This is a genomic window from Oceanobacillus sp. Castelsardo (genome assembly GCF_001659985.1).
Classification (GTDB): Bacteria; Bacillota; Bacilli; order Bacillales; family Amphibacillaceae; genus Oceanobacillus.
Map to the genome: position 1 here is coordinate 255321 of NZ_LYCS01000001.1, position 18298 is coordinate 273618.

At 37.7% G+C, this 18298-nt stretch carries 13 protein-coding genes; 2 read left to right on the top strand and 11 right to left on the bottom strand.

Going from position 1 to position 18298, the window contains the following annotated elements; translation table 11 throughout:
- Window positions 1-226: 226 nt before the first annotated feature.
- From A9178_RS01330 to A9178_RS01350, 6 genes are all read right to left on the bottom strand, one after another.
- Window positions 227-4675, bottom strand: coding sequence for a coiled-coil domain-containing protein (locus A9178_RS01330; protein ID WP_068672116.1), 4449 nt, complete (start codon window positions 4673-4675; stop codon window positions 227-229).
- Window positions 4653-5399, bottom strand: a complete 747-nt coding sequence (locus A9178_RS01335; protein WP_068672117.1) for a DUF6063 family protein — start codon at window positions 5397-5399, stop codon at window positions 4653-4655. The genes A9178_RS01330 and A9178_RS01335 overlap by 23 nt, the downstream gene beginning before the upstream one ends.
- Window positions 5396-6904, bottom strand: a complete 1509-nt coding sequence (locus A9178_RS01340; protein ID WP_068672118.1) for a hypothetical protein — start codon at window positions 6902-6904, stop codon at window positions 5396-5398. Before A9178_RS01340 ends, A9178_RS01335 begins: the two co-directional genes overlap by 4 nt.
- Window positions 6901-7974 (bottom strand): Wadjet anti-phage system protein JetD domain-containing protein, encoded by a 1074-nt coding sequence (locus A9178_RS01345; RefSeq protein WP_068672119.1) that lies wholly within the window; start codon window positions 7972-7974, stop codon window positions 6901-6903. The genes A9178_RS01340 and A9178_RS01345 overlap by 4 nt, the downstream gene beginning before the upstream one ends.
- Window positions 7975-8411: 437 nt before the next feature.
- Entirely contained in the window at window positions 8412-8582 is a 171-nt protein-coding gene (locus tag A9178_RS18800; protein ID WP_156520669.1) for a hypothetical protein, read from the bottom strand.
- A gap of 311 nt (window positions 8583-8893) precedes the next feature.
- Complete coding sequence (locus tag A9178_RS01350; protein ID WP_197482133.1) at window positions 8894-9286, bottom strand: hypothetical protein; 393 nt, start codon at window positions 9284-9286, stop codon at window positions 8894-8896.
- A gap of 289 nt (window positions 9287-9575) precedes the next feature.
- Here A9178_RS01350 and A9178_RS01355 point away from each other — a divergent pair, with 289 nt between their 5' ends.
- Complete coding sequence (locus A9178_RS01355) at window positions 9576-10076, top strand: zinc-binding dehydrogenase (RefSeq protein WP_255376706.1); 501 nt, start codon at window positions 9576-9578, stop codon at window positions 10074-10076.
- A 194-nt stretch (window positions 10077-10270) separates the two neighbouring features.
- Window positions 10271-10435, top strand: coding sequence for a hypothetical protein (locus A9178_RS18805; protein WP_156520670.1), 165 nt, complete (start codon window positions 10271-10273; stop codon window positions 10433-10435).
- 428 nt (window positions 10436-10863) lie between these two features.
- Here A9178_RS18805 and rsgA read toward each other — a convergent pair whose 3' ends face one another.
- The 5 genes from rsgA to ppsA form a co-directional block, all read right to left on the bottom strand.
- Window positions 10864-11946, bottom strand: coding sequence for a ribosome small subunit-dependent GTPase A (gene rsgA, locus A9178_RS01365; RefSeq protein ID WP_068672122.1), 1083 nt, complete (start codon window positions 11944-11946; stop codon window positions 10864-10866).
- A 193-nt stretch (window positions 11947-12139) separates the two neighbouring features.
- On the bottom strand, window positions 12140-13591 hold the full coding sequence (locus A9178_RS01370; protein ID WP_068672123.1) for an Msr family ABC-F type ribosomal protection protein: 1452 nt from the start codon (window positions 13589-13591) through the stop codon (window positions 12140-12142).
- Between the two features lie 117 nt (window positions 13592-13708).
- Window positions 13709-14872, bottom strand: a complete 1164-nt coding sequence (locus A9178_RS01375) for an MFS transporter (protein ID WP_068672124.1) — start codon at window positions 14870-14872, stop codon at window positions 13709-13711.
- Between the two features lie 385 nt (window positions 14873-15257).
- Window positions 15258-15302 carry an erythromycin resistance leader peptide gene (locus tag A9178_RS19615; RefSeq protein ID WP_105980607.1) on the bottom strand — a complete coding sequence of 15 codons (45 nt, stop codon included), beginning with the start codon at window positions 15300-15302 and terminating at the stop codon, window positions 15258-15260.
- 246 nt (window positions 15303-15548) lie between these two features.
- Window positions 15549-18161 (bottom strand): phosphoenolpyruvate synthase, encoded by a 2613-nt coding sequence (ppsA, locus tag A9178_RS01380; RefSeq protein WP_068672125.1) that lies wholly within the window; start codon window positions 18159-18161, stop codon window positions 15549-15551.
- Window positions 18162-18298: the final 137 nt, after the last annotated feature.

Below are 18298 nucleotides of genomic sequence, written 5' to 3' on the forward strand. Positions count from 1 at the left end.
TAGATTTCATTTAGCAAACTAAACAGACATTAAGATGATAAGGAGGATACGCTCTGGTTACAAATTAATGACAACTACTAACGCTATGTAATCTAATATATCTTTAGGAGGAAAAAAATAATCAAGACAAAGGAAAATAACCTCCCCCTTGTCTTGATTAAAGCTGACTCGCCAATGGGCAAGTCTACATGTATAAGTTTTTGTTTTGTTATTGTTTCCCGACTCCTTAACCTTGGTGGATTCGAAAAGCTGGTACAATCGTGTCCGAAATAATTTCTTTCCCTTTTTCACGAATGAAGTCGAGTTTATAATAGGATTCAAATCGTTGACTGATTTCTGTTTTGACCAATTCAGGCGGTGTAACGATGATGAATTGAAACTTCAATTTGTCCGCAACAGCAAAAATCGGATCCAAAACATGGGCAGATGCGGCTTGACCGAATGGATTGTCGACGACTAATGGTACCCAACTTTGATCAGTTTCACTCTTCACGGATAATAACATCATCATCATTACCATGCGGGCGGATAGTTTTTGTCCGCCACTGCCGTCCGATTTGGTCTTGGAACCTTTATTAATCGTTTGCCATGTCGAATAATGCTCCCGTTGTGGTTTTCCGTACATAAATGCATTATCGGTTCGCATGTTATAGACAAGGAGTTCTGGGTAACGATTTCTGAGTGACACAAATAAGATTTTCTCATCGCTAACGAGTTGTTTGATTTCTTGATCTAAGGAGCGATTCGTATCGTCAATGAAATCAAATTGCTTCGTTATTTGATTGATTGCTGAGACGAAATGCTGTCTTAACAGAGGTTCGATCTCTTCCGCTTTCTTTGGTAGAATATCCTCTTTAAGCTGGACAAGTGGGAATGTGCCGCGTTCATTTTTTAGCTTCATTTTCCCAATCATGGAACGAATCGCATTGGAAATACTCATGACTTTCATGCTGGCACGACTGGCCCAGAAGTTTTGTGCCTTTTCCGCTCTTTCCTTGTCTCGTTCTAATTGTTCTAACCCACTTTGGGAGAACCGCTTCATATTTTTCACAATGCTCCCGACATGGGTATAATGTCTCGTGTCCATATGATCCAGTGTTGTTAACACTTCATTTTTAAATCGTATCTCCCAATCCTTCCCTTCAATGCTCAGTTTTAAATTCCTTAGGGATTGGTCAATTTTTGCATGCTTCTCTTGCCCTTCATCTTGTAAGGCTTGATGATGATCACACCAGGAAAGAATACAAGATTTCCCTTGGCCCTTAATCTTTTCGATATCCTCATCTGTGAAGGTAACCGATTCTTCCTTCAAAATAACCGAGAGCGTCAACATATCACCGTCATAACTAGTTATATTCGCTTCCGATTCTTTTTGACGTTTCTCCATCAACTTGATTTCGTCTTTTGTTTTCTTCGTCTGGTCCTTAATTTCAACAGCTTTTACTTCTAAATCAAGATCTTCCCAATCCTCAGCTTGTTTTTCATGCTTGGCTACTTTTTTCTCTGATTTGTCTCGTTCCTTGATTGCATGTTGAACCGATGTTTCCGCGACCGTAACAGCCGTTCCCTGTGCTCGTTCTTCTTTTTCCGCCGCTCTTAACTCCTTGTTTGCAGTCTGCAGCATATTTTCAATAATAGAAATCGGTTCATCCGGGACAGTTGCATCCTTCCAATCTTCGTTTTGCGCATTCAATTTCTTCTCGATTTTCTTTTGTTGCTTCTGTTCGCTTTCTTTTTTCGCTTGATTGACGAGTAACTCTTGCGCTTGTTCTTCTTTCGATTTTTGCAAGTTTCTTAATTCAGCAATACTCCCCATGATGCCTTCTAAAATATGTGCCGATAAAGGAGGTACCTCTTCGGTGAGTTCGCCTTTTTCATCACTCGGAAACGCTGCATCTTCCATAAAGAAGGCAATTTCCTTAATCGATTGCTCAACCTGCAGCTTCCACTCCAAAAACGTATGATTCCATTTTCTTTGTAACTCTACAAATTCTTCGTATTCTTCGCTTATTTCTTCCTGCGCTTTCAGCATCGATTCCTTTTGCTTTTCTTTCTCGAGTTTGACTTGTTTATTTTCTTGATAGAGATGCTTCTCCTTTTCAAACACTTCTAATCGAGCGACATTCGAAGTAAGCTTTTCTACTTTTTGCTGAGTCTTTTCCAAATCCTCTTTTAACTGCAGTTGGATTTCTTTTTCTTTCACTTGCTTCGTGACGATCTCTTGTAATTCTGTTTTCTTGGTCAGGAGAGCACCCTTTTCAGCATTCCATGTTTTTTCAATATCAGTTGCAAGTTCAGCCGATACAAATCGATCGATTTCTTTTAAGATTCGACGATAGGCGGTTTCTGTTTTTTCCAATTCGCTTAGCGTATTTTTCTTCGCTTCAATCGATTTCTCCATTTGGATTTTCCAATTAGAAAATTGATGGTTATCCCGTAATAATTCATTTTCCGTTCCATTTAAAATAACAAATGAAGCTTGATCAGCAGTGCTCGTCATTTCCTCACGTAAGAAAATCGGAACCGGACTATGAAACATGCGACCTGTGAGCAACTGTTGATTAATCTTTTCCCATTGCTGTCCATTAACAACCAAACCATATGGAAGAAGCGGATAGGTCACTAAGTGATTCGCAAGTTCTTCAGGACGTAACGATTGAAGAAATTGACTTCCATAAAAGACATCGATTCCTGTCTTCTCATCGATCCATTCCTTCAATTCTTTGACATCTTTATTGGCAATCCAGAAATGTTCATCATTTAAGGAATGATCCAGCTGGGTCTCCCACAATTCTTTCTTGATGCCTTCCGCTTGTTCTAACGTATATTTCAATTGTTCCTCTATCTCAAGCGCATATTTCGATAAAAGAGAAGGCGTAAACGGCTCTGTCACGGAATGGAGGAGACCATGGAGTTTAGATGCTAGTTTCGCTTCTTTTTCTTGTTGAACCTCATGCGAAGTCGATAATTCTTCACATTTCTCTTCAGCATACTGAATTGATTGGGTCAGTGTTCCTTCTGTTGCTGCGAGTTTATTTTGCCGTTCGCTCGATTCATCAGTTTTCGCTTGAATGTCTTCTACTCTTTTCTTTTTGTTCTCCATTTGTTTCGAAAAGCTTTCGATTAATCCCGGTAAATCATACGTTAATTGGTCGCCAAATTCCTTCGTTAAGGCAGCTTCATTGGATTCGTACGTATGCATTTCGGTATAAAGACGATCCACTTCTGTGCTAATTCTAGCAATCTCTTGTGTCTTTTGTTTATCCTGTTTCGCTAGATCGGTAGCTTTCTTTTTCAAAAACTTTTGATAGCCAAAATACTGCTGAACGGCTGCTTGTATGGCTTCCGATGAAATCGCCCATTGTTTTGCTGCTTCTTCCTTGATTTCAGTCATTTTTTGATTGACTTCCTCTAAACCACTGTTTGCCTCTAGCTTAGCAATGGCCTCGGACAGCGAGTGAATCGTTTGTTGCCCTTCATTCCACTCTTTTAATAAAAGCTCAAACGCTAACTGGTCTTTACGTTCTTGCTTCTCTTTGACAACCTCTTGTAATTGATCATGATTCTTCCGTTCTTCAGCCAATTTCTTTTCCCAGTCGACAACCTCACGATGGGCCAATGCAAAAGCCAAATTATCTTTTTGATAGCGTAAATCTTGTTGTTTCTCGATTGATTTTTCCATCTCTTTTTCTAGAGAAAGGAGTGTTTCTTCTTCTAGCTTCTTCAAATGCTCTAATGCACCTAGGAGCTGCCTACCTTCCTTCACACTGTCCTGAACAATGTCTTTATGCTGGGCACCAGTAGCTAAATGTTCTTCAAACGGAACAATATCTTCCAGGAACTCCTTATGGGCTTGTTCTCGTTTTAACAAAACTGGTAAATCTTTTGCAATACTTGCCTGACTTTTAAAAATTTCCACTAAGTCATTCTTTTGATGTTCGGTTTTATGTAATACTTGACTAACCGTAGGAACAATCCGTTTTTGGAAAAGGGAATGATCGTCTTCGGCTCCCTCAAAATATTTCCCTACGCCACCTTCGTCTTTGTTAATATCTTTTAATATATCCCAATCTTTTCGGTTAATCGCGTATGTATCGAGAATCCGATAATGCTTCTTTGTGTCCTTGTACACATCAAAACCATTCCATCTTAAGTAATCTTTCAAACTCTCGTTTTCTGCAACCTCGCCATCTTCATAAAGGGGGATGTGCTCGAGGGCTGCTTCTTCTTTTGTCTCAAATTCTCTCGTATAAAACGTAATATTGGGAATGATTTTCGCTTCCTGTTCCAACGTTTTAGTTTCATTTCCAGCTTCCTCATTCATGGAAATCCGCTGTTCCGCTGAGAACATCCCACCTGTGATCAAGTGATGATGGTCTGAACCATCTAATTCCCATTGAATCAAAATATGGAAGGTATACGGAATAAACTGCTCCTTTTGGTTAAAAAAGAACTGCTGATAATACCGATTGTTTTGCTTTCCCCATGCCGTACCGGGTTTCACCATTTGAAAAATGGCTTGTAAGAATACCCCTTTTCCACCCCCATTCATCATTGAGATGAGGCCATTAACAGAGGTCTCTTCATTGTGAAAATGGAATGTTGTATCTTTATATTGTTTTTGCATGCCATCATATTTCAGGCCAACAATTCTAATCTTGTGTATCTTCGGCATGCTCATCCTCCTTTACGGTTACTAGTTTTTTCATAAATTCATAGCGATCGTAATCATGATATAAGTATTCAATCCGCTCAAACAACTCTTGTTTCGGAATCACTTTTGGAATATCATCGCGGTCAAGAATGACAACAAGACCTTCCGTTTCAAGAAGCCGCATACTACTAGCAATCAATCCGATTCTAGTCCGTTTATTCGCTTTTTTTGTACCGGAATCTTCTCTGTCCACTTCCATGTACTTCCATGTTGTTACAACTTCTTTCATATCAATCCGTTCTTCGTCACCAAAGTTTGGATTGTTTTTGAGGATATTATCCCAATTCATCATGAGGTCATTCACTTGTCGTTCTAACGAATAGTAGCTGATTCCATCCCTTTTCGTGCGCACCTTGGCGGCCTGATTTTGATCCATACTTGCTAAAAAGGCCATCAAGACCACACTCATCAGGTGAAAATGTTTCTTCGTTTCGACCTGATTATGCTTGTCCCGCATATGGGTAAAATTGGTCGCAAAGACGGAACCTGTTGGCTGAACGACTAAATGAATTCGCTTCGGGGCTTCAATAATATATGTCCCAGATTCGTCTGCCATTAACAAAACCGTTTGCCTTACTTCCGGTTCAAAATAATCCTGAAAATGCTCACTCGTCTCATCCATTACTTTTTCTTTTAAAAGGGTAAAATAGACTGCCGACGCTTTTTTGATGATTTCTGCGTTCATCGACTCTCCTCCTCGATACAGATTTTAAATGGAGTTATTTTCATGTCATACCAGAGAATCGGCTGGGCGCGATGATCAAACTCTGTATAAATCTTTAAGCCTTCAAATGGTTGGAATTGCGGATATTCCTGCATCAATTTATAGAGCAGGATTTCTCGTTCATCGCTTAAAGTTTCTTCATTCCGATGGAGAACTTGCACCTTTAATGGCTTTTTATCAAACATCATCCATAAATCAATCGTTTCATACTCCTCAAACCATAAATCCTGCACTTCTAATGGCAGTTCCTGCAAATCAGCTAAAGAAAACTCTTGATACGTTTGGAGATATTGGAACACATAGCTCCACGCCTTCACAACAGAATCCCAGTTCGTGATGCGCTGACGAACGACCTGCTCCGTATCCTCTTCTTCTTCCAGCCCATCGATTTCTTCTTTCTCATTAAATTCCTGTTCTCCCCAAATCCAATCCAGTGGTAAAATAAACTCGTTTTTAGGTGAGAATAGTGGTGAAAGGATGGTTTCAACCGTTGCAAACGACTCTACCCCATCCTTCATAAAGCCGTTTTCATAAATATGTTCCTTGAAGGACACCAAACTGTTTTCCCAAAATAGGGATGGATTTTCTGCCTTTAATTTCATTTCATAGGAAATATTTTGAATCACAAGTTTGGCAAAACGATCATGCAATGCCCGAGAGTGGCCAATCTTTTCCTGAAGCAGAACCAGTTCCCGATGAATGCTATCATCCTCTGCATTTTGACGTTTCGATCTTTCAATCATACTCATAATCGTCCGAAAGTGATTTTTTTCTTCTTCAAATTGCTTTTCAATTTCCATCCGATTGTCAGCTCGTTGCCTTTCTGCTTCAATTAAAAGGATTTTGGGATTATTAATCATTTCCTGTTGAAAGGAGAATTCATTAGCCATTAAGCGGTTTACACGTGAAATGAGGTGATCGAGGTTTCGTGTCGCCTTACGAAAATTACCATTTTTAATTAACTGGATACTATAAAGTTGTTCAATCGTAATGGAAAATTCTTCTGCCATTTCCCTACTCATAAAAATCATTTCTTGCGCAACATCTGTCAGCTTATAAACAATGGAATGACCAATTTCTAAATTCGTATATAAATCGTCCATCGTCACATAACGAAAAACTTGCGTCTCCCAAGCTTGTCGGATTTCATCATAATAATAAGCTTCAAATGGTTGACTATATTCTTCTTTCCCGGAATATAATAGCCCGGTCGTAATCCTTTCGATTTGCTTCTCGTCTGCCAATAACTTCATTTGCTTGATCGTATCTTCTACCATATATTTAATATCGGATTTGCGACGATGGTCATCATCATTTAACTCCCGATAAAAGATTGTCAGGAGCACTTGCATGAGGATCGTTTGGAGATAGGGTTTTAACTCACCTACTTCCATTCCTCGTCCTAGCTCAAAAAGCGGATTGAGTCGTTGCATTCGTCCTGCAAAACCTTCCCATGATTCGTTCACAGCCAACGCCTCCATGTTTCAATTGTTAATACTTCTTGGGGAATTCGTTTGTTTTCTTCCCATAGTTGGTGTAAAATCTGCTGTTCCTCCTCGGTAAACCACTGAAAGAAAGCATCCCGGTATGTTGTGTTTTGTGTTTGTCCGCGATTTTGGTTGTTCCGTTGATCGATGCACTCCAGCATTTTCCGGTAGATTTTGAGTGCCGGCTGTATTGTCGTATTGGGAAAATTCTCTATTAAGCGAGTGAGAATCCCGTACCCTTCTGCATCAAGATCACCAGCGTAATAAATAAGATAGTTTTTTGGAGGAAATATTTGAAAGAAAAAGGAAAAGCTTCGTTCAATTTTCTTTCCTTCTCCATAAATAATCAGTTCTGGCTCATAATCCAGTAAGTTTTCTTCCAACAGCTTAATCGAAGTATGGAAGAATGCTAGATTTTCCACAATTAAAACCCGCTGAACATCCTTTATTTCTTTTCCTTGTTTCAGCCAAAATACAAAAGGCTCCCCGTATTTCACCATTTTCAATTTCTCTTCTGGAACACCAATTCGAGTTAAAAAGCCTTTTCCCTCTGGAAATAGCTCCCTATCTTGCAAAAACTTTTCATGACCAAACAGTTCAAGACTTCTTTCTTCCACGGACACCACTTCTCGTTCCACTGAAGTTTGCAAAAAGGTATATAACTTCTCAATTCGTTCCCATTCTTCTTTTGTTTGATATTCTGGATGGGACTCATAATAGGAAAAATCAAACTTATCACTTAACGTCATCATCTTCAACCGATCCCACTTCGTTTCTCGGGCTTTCATATTTACCCAGTAATGTAGTGGAAGGGCCGGCGACTTCCCATTATATTGTCTATTTTGAATCGGTGAAAGAACGCCTTCCTCCTGCAATTTTTCAATCGCTTCGTAAAACAGCTGATACCCATTCATTTCATAATAATTATCTAAAAGTCTCCGTAGTTGAAGTTCTAAATCATTTATATTTATTTTCTTTTTTTGTTTAGGGTGTTGGATGTCGTGAATGAATCCACGGACTCGTGTTTCGATTATGTTGATTGTGCTCACCTACTTTGTCTTCTGCCATGAACCAAATCTACTTCTACTATTTCATGGGCTATCCTTTATTATAAACTAAATTGGGGATTGGGGGGAAATGGGAGACTTTGATGAATTTTAAAAAAGTAGGTTGAATCAAAATGAGCCAGAAAAAGTAATACCACAAACTTTGGTGTCAAAATACTAAGAATAAAGCACCTACATAATTAAAGGGTTCCGTTTTAAGGTTTTTATCTATTTAAGGTTCGCTCCAATCTGAATTGAGAAGAACTTCTATTGAACCACTTTTAATACTCTTTATTAAACTAAAGATACGTTTTGCTCAAGGGAATTGTTTTAAATCATACATAATTGTGGTATACTAAGACTAGAATAAAAAGACGATGTGCTGGATACACATCGCCTTATGGTAACTTCTTCGCTCGAAGCGAGAGGTTGCTCGAAACTTAATCTTTTCGATAAGAAGAACCACCCCTGCTTTTGTCAGAGCGAATACGGGTGGTTTTCTTTTTGGAATTTTCACTGCGTTTCTTTGAGAATATCAAAGAAACCGTTTGGTTCACAATCGCTTTTACCAAAGCCAGTATGACATCCATAAGAAAATCTATAGCAATCACCCCCTTCCTTCCCCAAATTAGAGAAAAAAGGTGAGCAATCTCCCACCCCGAAACAATATATCGTTACCAACTATTATTATACCAATAATTCCTATGTAAAACAAAAGACAAAAGATAGATTTATATAGTTTGAAAATCGACCTATTTTTATCGATTGCTAATAATAAATCTGAAACTGGGGTCAGTGACCCTTAAATCAAACATTCCTCTATTTGGTTCTACTATTTTATGATACGGTTCTCCGCACTGTCTAGACGAGGATTTTAACAGCATCAAAATAGTTATAAGGAATGTAACTAAACATAATACATCTATAAATCTATCTTTTCCCCGTTAACTCTGAACTCAATTATTTCAGCAATATCATCTCTGTGTTCAATTATGTAAGTAATTTTATGAGTTTCTCCATCTACATATACCTCGTGATGTTCAGATGTGGTTAATTTTTCTTCGTCAAATTCAGATCCACCGCTAATATGTTCTATATTTTCTCCTACAATGTTTTTTTCAAGAATTTCACTAGTTAATTTATGATGAGCCTCTGGCAAAATAGCATAATTACCATTATCACCGTACCATTTTGCGTCAACAATCTCTAACCAATTAAACCACAGCTCTTCAGGATCTTCTCCGTATTCTTCAGCTATCTCGTATACAGTCTCCCGATCACCTGAGAAATCATCTATAGCATTTAATCTTGTCATAATGATATCGTACCACTCAAGGTCTTCTTCGGTAAGATGTCTTAATCTAGTTACTTCTGGATAGAAGGTTGTTGTAATTTCATCGGCTACAATACTTCTTTCTTCAGTTTCTTCAATTGCTTCTACATTTTCTACTACGGTCTCTACTGTTGTATTCTCTGAGCTTTCTCCCGTATTGCAAGTACGAGGCCATTATGATGGATCATTTTCTTGGTGTAATTAAGTTTCATAGGAATACTTGTCTCACTACTAGAATAGAATCATTTATAACTACTGTTGCTCCAACATTATTGCAGTTGATATTGTAGATTCCCGTGTGGGGTTAGCTAAGGAATTGGGTGCCACCCACACCATAAACGGTAAAACAGAAAATTTAGCAGAACGCATTGCTGAAATTACGAACAATAATGGTGTAAATTATTCCATTAATACAACAGGAGTTTCACAAGTCATGCTATCTTCTATTCAAGTTTTAGCAAAGAATGGAGTGGCTGTTCCACTTGCCGTAACCAAAAATACAATTGAGTTTAACCCACTTGAGGAATTAGTACTCGGCACCCGAAAACTAATTGGGGTAAATCTCGGAAATATCGTTCCACAGCTAGCTGTTCCCAAGCTAGTCGAATATCATAATGAGGGAAGATTTCCATTCGATCAATTGATCAAGTATTATAGATTTGAAGATATCAATAAGGCTGTCGCAGATTCAAATAGTGGGGTTACCATTAAATCGGTTCTCATCATGGATGAAGAATACCGAAAAGATGAACCAGTAGAATATAAATATTAAAGTTCTTCATAGCAGCGTTCTAGCGGTTGGAAACCGTTGGAATGCTGCTTTTTTTATATTTGGATATACTTCTCAAGTTCATTAATACGATTGATGCAACAAATATTCTAAAAGGGATCTACTCATCCTTTGGTATGACATCTGGGACGAAAATGAGAAAGTTTCATATATTGAAATCAAAGGAGATGGTAGAGATGAATAGTAAAAATGAAAAAGACATGGACTATATGCTTGAGGTCGACCGAATGATTAATGAAGGCCTTGGTGGCGGAATGATTGTGTATGATTATCAACGACAACAACTGGAAGTCCCGGATAAGAATCAATCAAGAAAGAAAAACAGTACGATAGAAATGTGAACAGGAACATTTGGACAGGTACCTCCCCTCATTCAACCGAGATGAGATACCTGTCCTCACTGTTGCTATTGTGCCTCGGCTATGGCGCCAGCCCCTTGACTCTCTATCACTTTGGTAACAAGAGATTCAACCCTATAATACAACCACTCATAAGGCAACAACTTCTGATACTTCCTCTGCAAAAATCAATCATCAACCAATACTATCACGCCAGTATCAGAATCCGAACGAATAAGTTGTCCTCCAGCTTGTATGGACCCAAATTCACTTACTTATTAGAATTGAATTTGGAACTATTTATATATCATTCAACAATTCTATATAAAAAGTCGCCCTATACTTTTGAATCTCTTTTTTTAGGTAAAAGCAGGGTGTTAAGTATAATAACAAAAAAAGGCTGAATCTTGTTTTAGATTCAGCCCTTCATTTTATCTACGTTTTTTTCTCTTTTGTTCTTTTAAAAACTTTCTAGCATTTTTCATGCCGCCTATCTCACTAAACATATCATTTAGCTTTTCTTTTTCTATCATTTTAGAATTTAAACCTTCGTACTTTATTTCTTTTTTTAGTTTTCGATAGCCTTCTAGTCTTTCAAAGGACAATATTCCCTCCTGAATAGCCTTTAACACTGCACATTTAGGCTCGTTTGTATGTGTACAGTCATTAAATTTGCACTCTATGGCAATTTCGTCAATGTCCGCAAAGGATTTTGACAAATCGGCACTTATTATTCCAAGTTCACGCATACCTGGAGTGTCGATCACAACACCAGAATCTGGTAACATAATTAATTCACGTCTTGTCGTGGTATGTCTTCCTTTATCATCACTTCTAATTTCACTCGTATCTAACACATTTTGACCAAGGAGTCGATTAATTAGAGTTGATTTTCCAACACCGGATGAGCCAATAAATGCAACTGTCTGTCCTTCTGAAAGATACTTTTTTAGAGATTGATATTCATCGTCAGAAGCACCTGTAACATATACTTCAACACCAATTGCTATAGAAGATACCTCGTTAAGTCTGTTCTCTAATTCGGTACATAGATCTGATTTTGTGAGGACAACAACGGGAATAGCACCACTATCCCATGCGATAGAAAGATAACGTTCTAATCTTCGCAGATTAAAATCATTATTTAGTGACATACAAATAAACACGGTATCAATATTTGTAGCGACGACTTGCAAATCTTCTTGTGTACCTGCTACTTTCCGTGCAAAAACACTTTTCCGTGTTAATATATGATGAATAATCCCATTTCCTTGGGAATTGTCCATCCGGTCGATCATTACAAAATCACCAACCGCTGGGAATTCAGATAGAACTTTTACATTAAAATAAAATTTCCCTGAAATCTCAGCTAAAATCTCACCATTTTCCGTTATCACCTTGTATACGTTTTTGGTTTGTGATGAAACTCGGCCGATAAAAAAATCTTTATATTGTTTAGACTCCTGAATAAATCGTTCAGTAAGTCCTAGCTTTTCCATATTAATATGATTCAATTTTATTTCCTCCTAAAGTTTCGATTATAACCTTTGGGAGGCTTAATGCCTGAATTTACTTTGCATATACCTCCCCGTTTGTTACAATCTCAACATTTAGCTTGTTAAACATAAAACAACATTCCCTTCTTAATAATCTCAATCCAGTATATCATAATGTTCGCCTTCTCTTTTTATACTTTCTCCATTAATACTAGTTTTTTAACACTAAATTCTGCTCTTTTATAGTATATACAGAATCAGCCACTGACTCAACAAAGATACGATCATGTGATACTATAAGAACAGTACCTTCATATCCTTTCAAAAATCGTTCTAATGCCTCAATGCAATAAACATCCAAAAAGTTTGTTGGTTCATCTAAAACCAATACATTATACCTTCCTAGAAATAGCTGACACAATACTAAACGAGTTGCCTCTCCACCACTTAGATTACGAACATCCTTTTGTAAATCATTTCCGGTAAAATTCATGGAGTGAAGTACAGCTCGGATTTTGCTTTCATCGAAGTCGCTTCGATTTTTAACAAATTCAAATACCGTTTCTTTCTTTGAAAATTGATAATCCATTTGTTGATAAGTTCCTATGACAGCTTTTGGCGAAATCGTTATCCCTTCATCCTGTTTTAAAATATGATGAAGCAACGTTGTTTTGCCTGAACCATTTTTTCCAGTTATAGCAATCGTCTTTCCTAAAGGAAATTGAAAGTTCGCTTCTCTTAGAAGTGTCTTGTCCCCTGCTTTTAACGTTAATCGTTCGCCCATAATCGGAAATCTATTGTGTAATTGAAGAGCTTTCGACTGGTGAAAACGAATGATTTGTTCCTTTTTAGGGGCTTCCACCGCTTCAAGTTGTTCCACTCTCTGTTCAATCGCTTTTGCTGCACGTTGCATGGATTTTTGACTCGTACCTTTTGATTTCGTTTCAAACATTCGATTTCCTTTAACTTTAGTTACTCTTTTATCTCCATGTGTAACTTTTTCCGCCTTTTGCATTTTTTCCTCAGCAGCTTTCATTAGACGTGTTTTTTCTTTTACATACTTTTCGTGCTGTTCTAGTAGTTGTTTTTTTTCAAGCTCTTTTCGCAGGATGTATTCGGTGTAATTCCCTGTATATTCCGTTACTCTCCCATCTTCTATTTCCCAAATTTTCGTTACCAGTTTATCTAATACATGCCTATCATGACTCACAAGTACAAGTGCACCATAATAGTAAGTCAACTCCTCGATAAAAAACTGTATCCCATCTGTGTCAAGATGCGTTGTCGGCTCGTCTATTAATAAGGCTTCATGATAATTTGAAAAAAATTGAGCGAGCTTCAGCCTAGTTTGTTCGCCGCCACTAAAGTTATCAAGTTCTGTTTCTGGAATCGCCAATTTCCCTTTTAAATCATAATCAATCTCTGATTTGTTAGGTGCTGTTAATTGGTCAAAATAAGAAAAATCTACGTGGCAGTTGACTATTCCACTAGACGGATGAATGAGCCTTGCAAGTAACTTTAATAATGCACTCTTTCCTGCTCCATTTTTCCCAACAATTCCGATACGATCAAACTGATGTACAGCTAAACGTTCTATTTCTAATACCGTTTTATCTAAATATTTCAACTCTATATTTTCTAATTCAAAACATACTTTTTCCATGTTTGCTACCTCCCGAAAATTAATAATTTCGTACCGATAGCTAGGACCGATACGAGCTTCTATTTCAAGTTCAAGCTCGCATCAAAAAAATAGTAAAAATTGCATGAATGTCTCCTCCTATTTCGCTTTACTTGTTATAACTGCATTGATGATAATCAAAATACCTGTTATAGAAAATAATGTGGCAACACTTGTAAGTTCAATCAAAACTCCAGCTACCGCATAACCAATCGGCGTCGCTAATAACGAAAGACTTGTCACAAAACTAAAAACTCTTCCCAAGAGATGAGGTTGTATTTCTGTTTGAATAAAGGCATAGAATGGTACTGAAAACAATGGTCCAGACAAACCAACCAAACCAGCCATCACTAGAAAAACAATGAATAATGAGGGAGATACTATACCAGAAATGAATAATGCAACGCCCATCAACAGTATTCCTGCAGTCATCGTTTTTATTTTATCGAAGCGATCACCTAGTACACCTAATAGTGCACCCCCAACAATTAATCCAGTAGCAAAAATAACCTCCACAATTCCAGCTTCTACAACACCTTTTTCGAAATGATTTCGTGTCATAAGTGGAAAGTAAGTACCTAGTGGAATATAAAGCATAGCGACGATGGTCATTGTAATAGTTAGCTTCAAAACAACTGGATGCTTCACTATCGCATGGTAGCCTTCTTTCATTTCAGTAATCATGCTAGCAGATTCCACGTCTTCTGTTCGTGACACCCTTGGGATATGAATAAATATTAAAATACTACTTGCAATCACAGCACCAAAAACATCTAACAACAATACCCATTCAAGAGAGCTAACTGCAAGTAACGACATCCCAACTGCTGGCCCTGCAATATTTGAAAAAGAACTTATTGTCTGCCCCCACCCTGCTACCTTTGTAAGATGCTCTTCAGGTGCAAGTAAAGGTATAGATGCTTGCATTGCTGGCATATGAAAAGCCGTTGCTAGAGAGCGAATGACTAAGATAACGATCACCAAGGCAATACTTGGCTCATTAAAATACATTGTTATAAATAAGAGTAGGCTCCCAAAAGCTACAGTCATGTCTGCCAGAATCATCATCAATTTTCTAGAGTAACGATCCGTGATTGTGCCTGCAATTGGACCAACTAATGCTTGTGGTAAAAATCCAGCAAGACCAGCCATCGTCAGGACAAGTGGCGATCCACCAGTCGTGTCGGTTAGCCACCAAATGATACTAAATTGAACAGCAGCACTACTTAATAATGAAAAGAACTGACCTGTATATATGGCAATAAATTTTCGTTTCCCATTTTCTTTACATCCATAAAATAAAAAATCACAAGCATCTGCCTGTGATTTGGAGTAAAGGGAAAGAGACCCATCCTTATTCTTTTAAGGGGCTTGCGAGCTAGCAGTAAATAACCCTACCTTTGGCGTAGCAAAGAAAGGTGATTTAGACAAAAATAAAGAAAGGTAGAAGCCACCTTTCTTTACATTACTATTTTCATCACGCCAAAGCAAGCAGTAAGGATCCCGCTCCAAAGTTGAATATAGGAGGTGGACAAACCCCAAAAGTATGGACAAATGATTTTCAAATATGAAATGAAAATTATTAAAAAAGGACAGACTAATCCCATTTACTCTGTATACACAAAACAGAGCCTTTGAACGTATTCAATTACTGGTTCAAAGTTGGGAAACGTAGTCTCATCGAATGTGTCATTTTTTAATAATCCTCCTACCGTTTAAAATTCAGTGTTTATTATATAGTGTATTTTAATCATAGTCAAGGGTAAATAATAGTTATCCACTTCATCAGATCAGTAATTTCATTATTATTCTGTTTAACCGTATTTATTTTCATAACCTGATACCCTGTAAAATCTCAATCCCCAATGGTTTCCCCCTCAATATAATCATAAAGCAAATAAATCCCGTCTCTACAAGATTAAATCTGGACGTTCAGCAATTACAATATTTCGATATATCCTTCTGTTCCATGCACCCGAATTCGTTGACCATCTTTAATCAGTTTAGTAGCATTTTCCACTCCAACAACTACTGGTAAGCCATATTCACGAGCGATAACTGCTCCATGGGTCATCAGTCCACCAACCTCAGTTACTAGGCCTTTTATGGATACAAACAGAGGTGTCCAGCTAGGGTCTGTAAAGGCGGTCACCAATATATCTCCAGCCTCTAAATCCGCATCTTCCATGTTTAAAATGACACGAGCTCGTCCTTCTATAACCCCAGAAGAAACAGGTAGACCTATAATAGCTTTGGCTGGGATATTTTCTCGTTTGTACTCACCCATAATGATTTCACCATCAGACGTGATCACACGTGGGGGAGTTAGTTTTTCATATAATTTGTACTCGCCTTTTCGTTTGCTGACGATTTGGTAATCCAGTTTATTTGTGCGTACGACTTCGCCAAGTTCTTCTAAAGTGAGATAGTATATATCTTCTTTTTCATGAATAACTCCTGCTTGAACGAGTTTTTCGGATTCTTTCAGTAAAGCCTTCTTATAGACAAAGTAACGATTAATCATGCCGTACTTTGGATATTCCCTAAACCCGGTGAAATTTCGGATTAGGTCGATCCTTTGTTTTGTTTCTTTGGCTTTTTGTTCACCATCTGGTAATTGCTTCAATCGTTCCAATAACTCTTGTTCTTTTTTCAAGGCAACACGTAGCCCTTGCTCAAATTTCTGTTTGCTAGCATTAGGCTCAAAATTTTTGATATGATTAAGAATCATTGGGACAAGTGTAATTGGTTTTTCGCTCCAACGAGTTTTAGTAATATCTATTTCTCCAACACATCGCATGCCGTATTTGTTAAGATACGTTAATATTACATCTCGAACTTTTTGTCCACCATCAAACTTTTCGAGGTCGACCAAAAAGTTATCATCTTTTACATGTTGTAAATAATCAATGACTTCCGGATAAGGACGAATCTCATCCGCGACATCCAAAAGCTCAAGACCCATTTCTGAAGTGATATTGTTTGGTACAGATTGAGAAAGTGTATCTGCTACGTTTTTTTCACCTAACCACTCACTCATTTTTTCATTTATCCATGTTGAAGCATCCATAGCATCCATAATCACACCCATACGTGGGTCAAATAAAAACTTCTTTAATTTCGGGATATCTTCTTGAATAAAATCAATTAAATCTGATCCTGATTTCGTTTTGATGTTTTGTTTTAACTCTTCTATCGATGCTTGACTACTCTTAATCGATTCAGAAACAGCTTTTAGATTGGTTTCTATTTGTACTTGAAAACCCGAAGACGGCATGCCCTCATTACTATTAACTGGATTCTGTTCTTTTTTATCATTTGGTAACGATTTGATAAAATCTCCTCGCTCCATTATGGTCATAAGTGCGTCTTTTATAAGCGGATCGGATTGTCCCAAGGCTTCTATTATATTATTTCTGCTAACAGGTGAAGCCAACATATGCGTTACATCAACAAACAATCTTCCACCAGCTTTACACATGGGTGCAGGAGTGGTTAACAAGAAAATAGACAATCCTAATGGTTTCATGGGATCAGTCATCATTTGTTGATGACCAACAGATACGTAAACATGATTTTCTTGATCGTTAGCTTTAGGGATGGGGAAAAGAATAGTGATTGGACGACTCTGGACAATATAAAATGTTTCATCTACCAAACACCATTCAATATCTTGCGGCTGACCGAAATGTGATTCGATTTTTCTTCCTATATGTGCTAATTGTAAATTCTGTTGATCAGTAAGTGTTTGTGATTTTTGCCGATTCGGGTCAATCTGTAGTGTCTCTGTTCCACCTTCCTTTAGTCCATAGATAGCCAATTTCTTTGTTGCTATCATTTTATCAACGATTTTATCTTCCTGTACTTTATAACAATCAGCAGATACCAAGCCGGAGACCATTGCTTCTCCAAGTCCAAAACTGGCATCGATTGATAGTACCTTACGGTTAGAGGTAATTGGATCAGCGGTAAATAAAATTCCTGAAGCCTGTGGAAAAACCATCCTTTGAACGATTACCGATATATATACTTGTCTTTGGTCAAATCCGTTTTGCATGCGGTAGATTACCGCTCGATCCGTAAATAGAGAAGCCCAACATTTACGGATATGCTGCAAAATTGCTTCATTGCCTATAATATTTAAATAGGTGTCTTGTTGACCAGCAAAAGAGGCATGCGGCAAATCCTCAGCTGTTGCACTAGAACGTACTGCATAAGCTCGGTTCTCGCCGTAATTGGAGAGATAATCAGCAACGGCATTCACAACATCAGAAGGAATTTCTACTTCCATAATAATTTGTCGAATCTTCTTGCAGACTTCACCAATTTGATCTCGGTCCTCTATTTTTAGCACTGTTAGTTGATCCAACAATGCTTGAAACGTTTCGTTTTGTTCAAGTGCCTTTCGATATCCTACTGTTGTAATACAAAATCCTTCTGGCACTTGTATACCTTGAATGTTTGATAATTCCCCCAAATTAATCCCTTTTCCGCCAACAAGCAAAAACTGTGTTTTTTCTATTTCCTCAAAACCCGTAACCAATGAACTCATTCGACCCACCCCTTACTATTAATGCTTTATTGATTTTATCAGTAGTAAACGGGAATAAGTAGTCTACATTTACTATGTTTTTCATGCTATAATTAATTTAGGAAGAGTTCTATTTTCAAAAAGTAGTAGACCTCACC

Bases quoted from the DNA above. Each gene is read 5' to 3' on its own strand.
- A9178_RS18805 (WP_156520670.1), top strand. From the start codon at position 10,271: ATGAATAGTAAAAATGAAAAAGACATGGACTATATGCTTGAGGTCGAC.
- A9178_RS01350 (WP_197482133.1), bottom strand. From the start codon at position 9,286: ATGACAAGATTAAATGCTATAGATGATTTCTCAGGTGATCGGGAGACT.
- A9178_RS01330 (WP_068672116.1), bottom strand. From the start codon at position 4,675: ATGCCGAAGATACACAAGATTAGAATTGTTGGCCTGAAATATGATGGC.
- A9178_RS01335 (WP_068672117.1), bottom strand. From the start codon at position 5,399: ATGAACGCAGAAATCATCAAAAAAGCGTCGGCAGTCTATTTTACCCTT.
- A9178_RS01370 (WP_068672123.1), bottom strand. From the start codon at position 13,591: ATGGAAAAAGTATGTTTTGAATTAGAAAATATAGAGTTGAAATATTTA.
- ppsA (WP_068672125.1), bottom strand. From the start codon at position 18,161: ATGAGTTCATTGGTTACGGGTTTTGAGGAAATAGAAAAAACACAGTTT.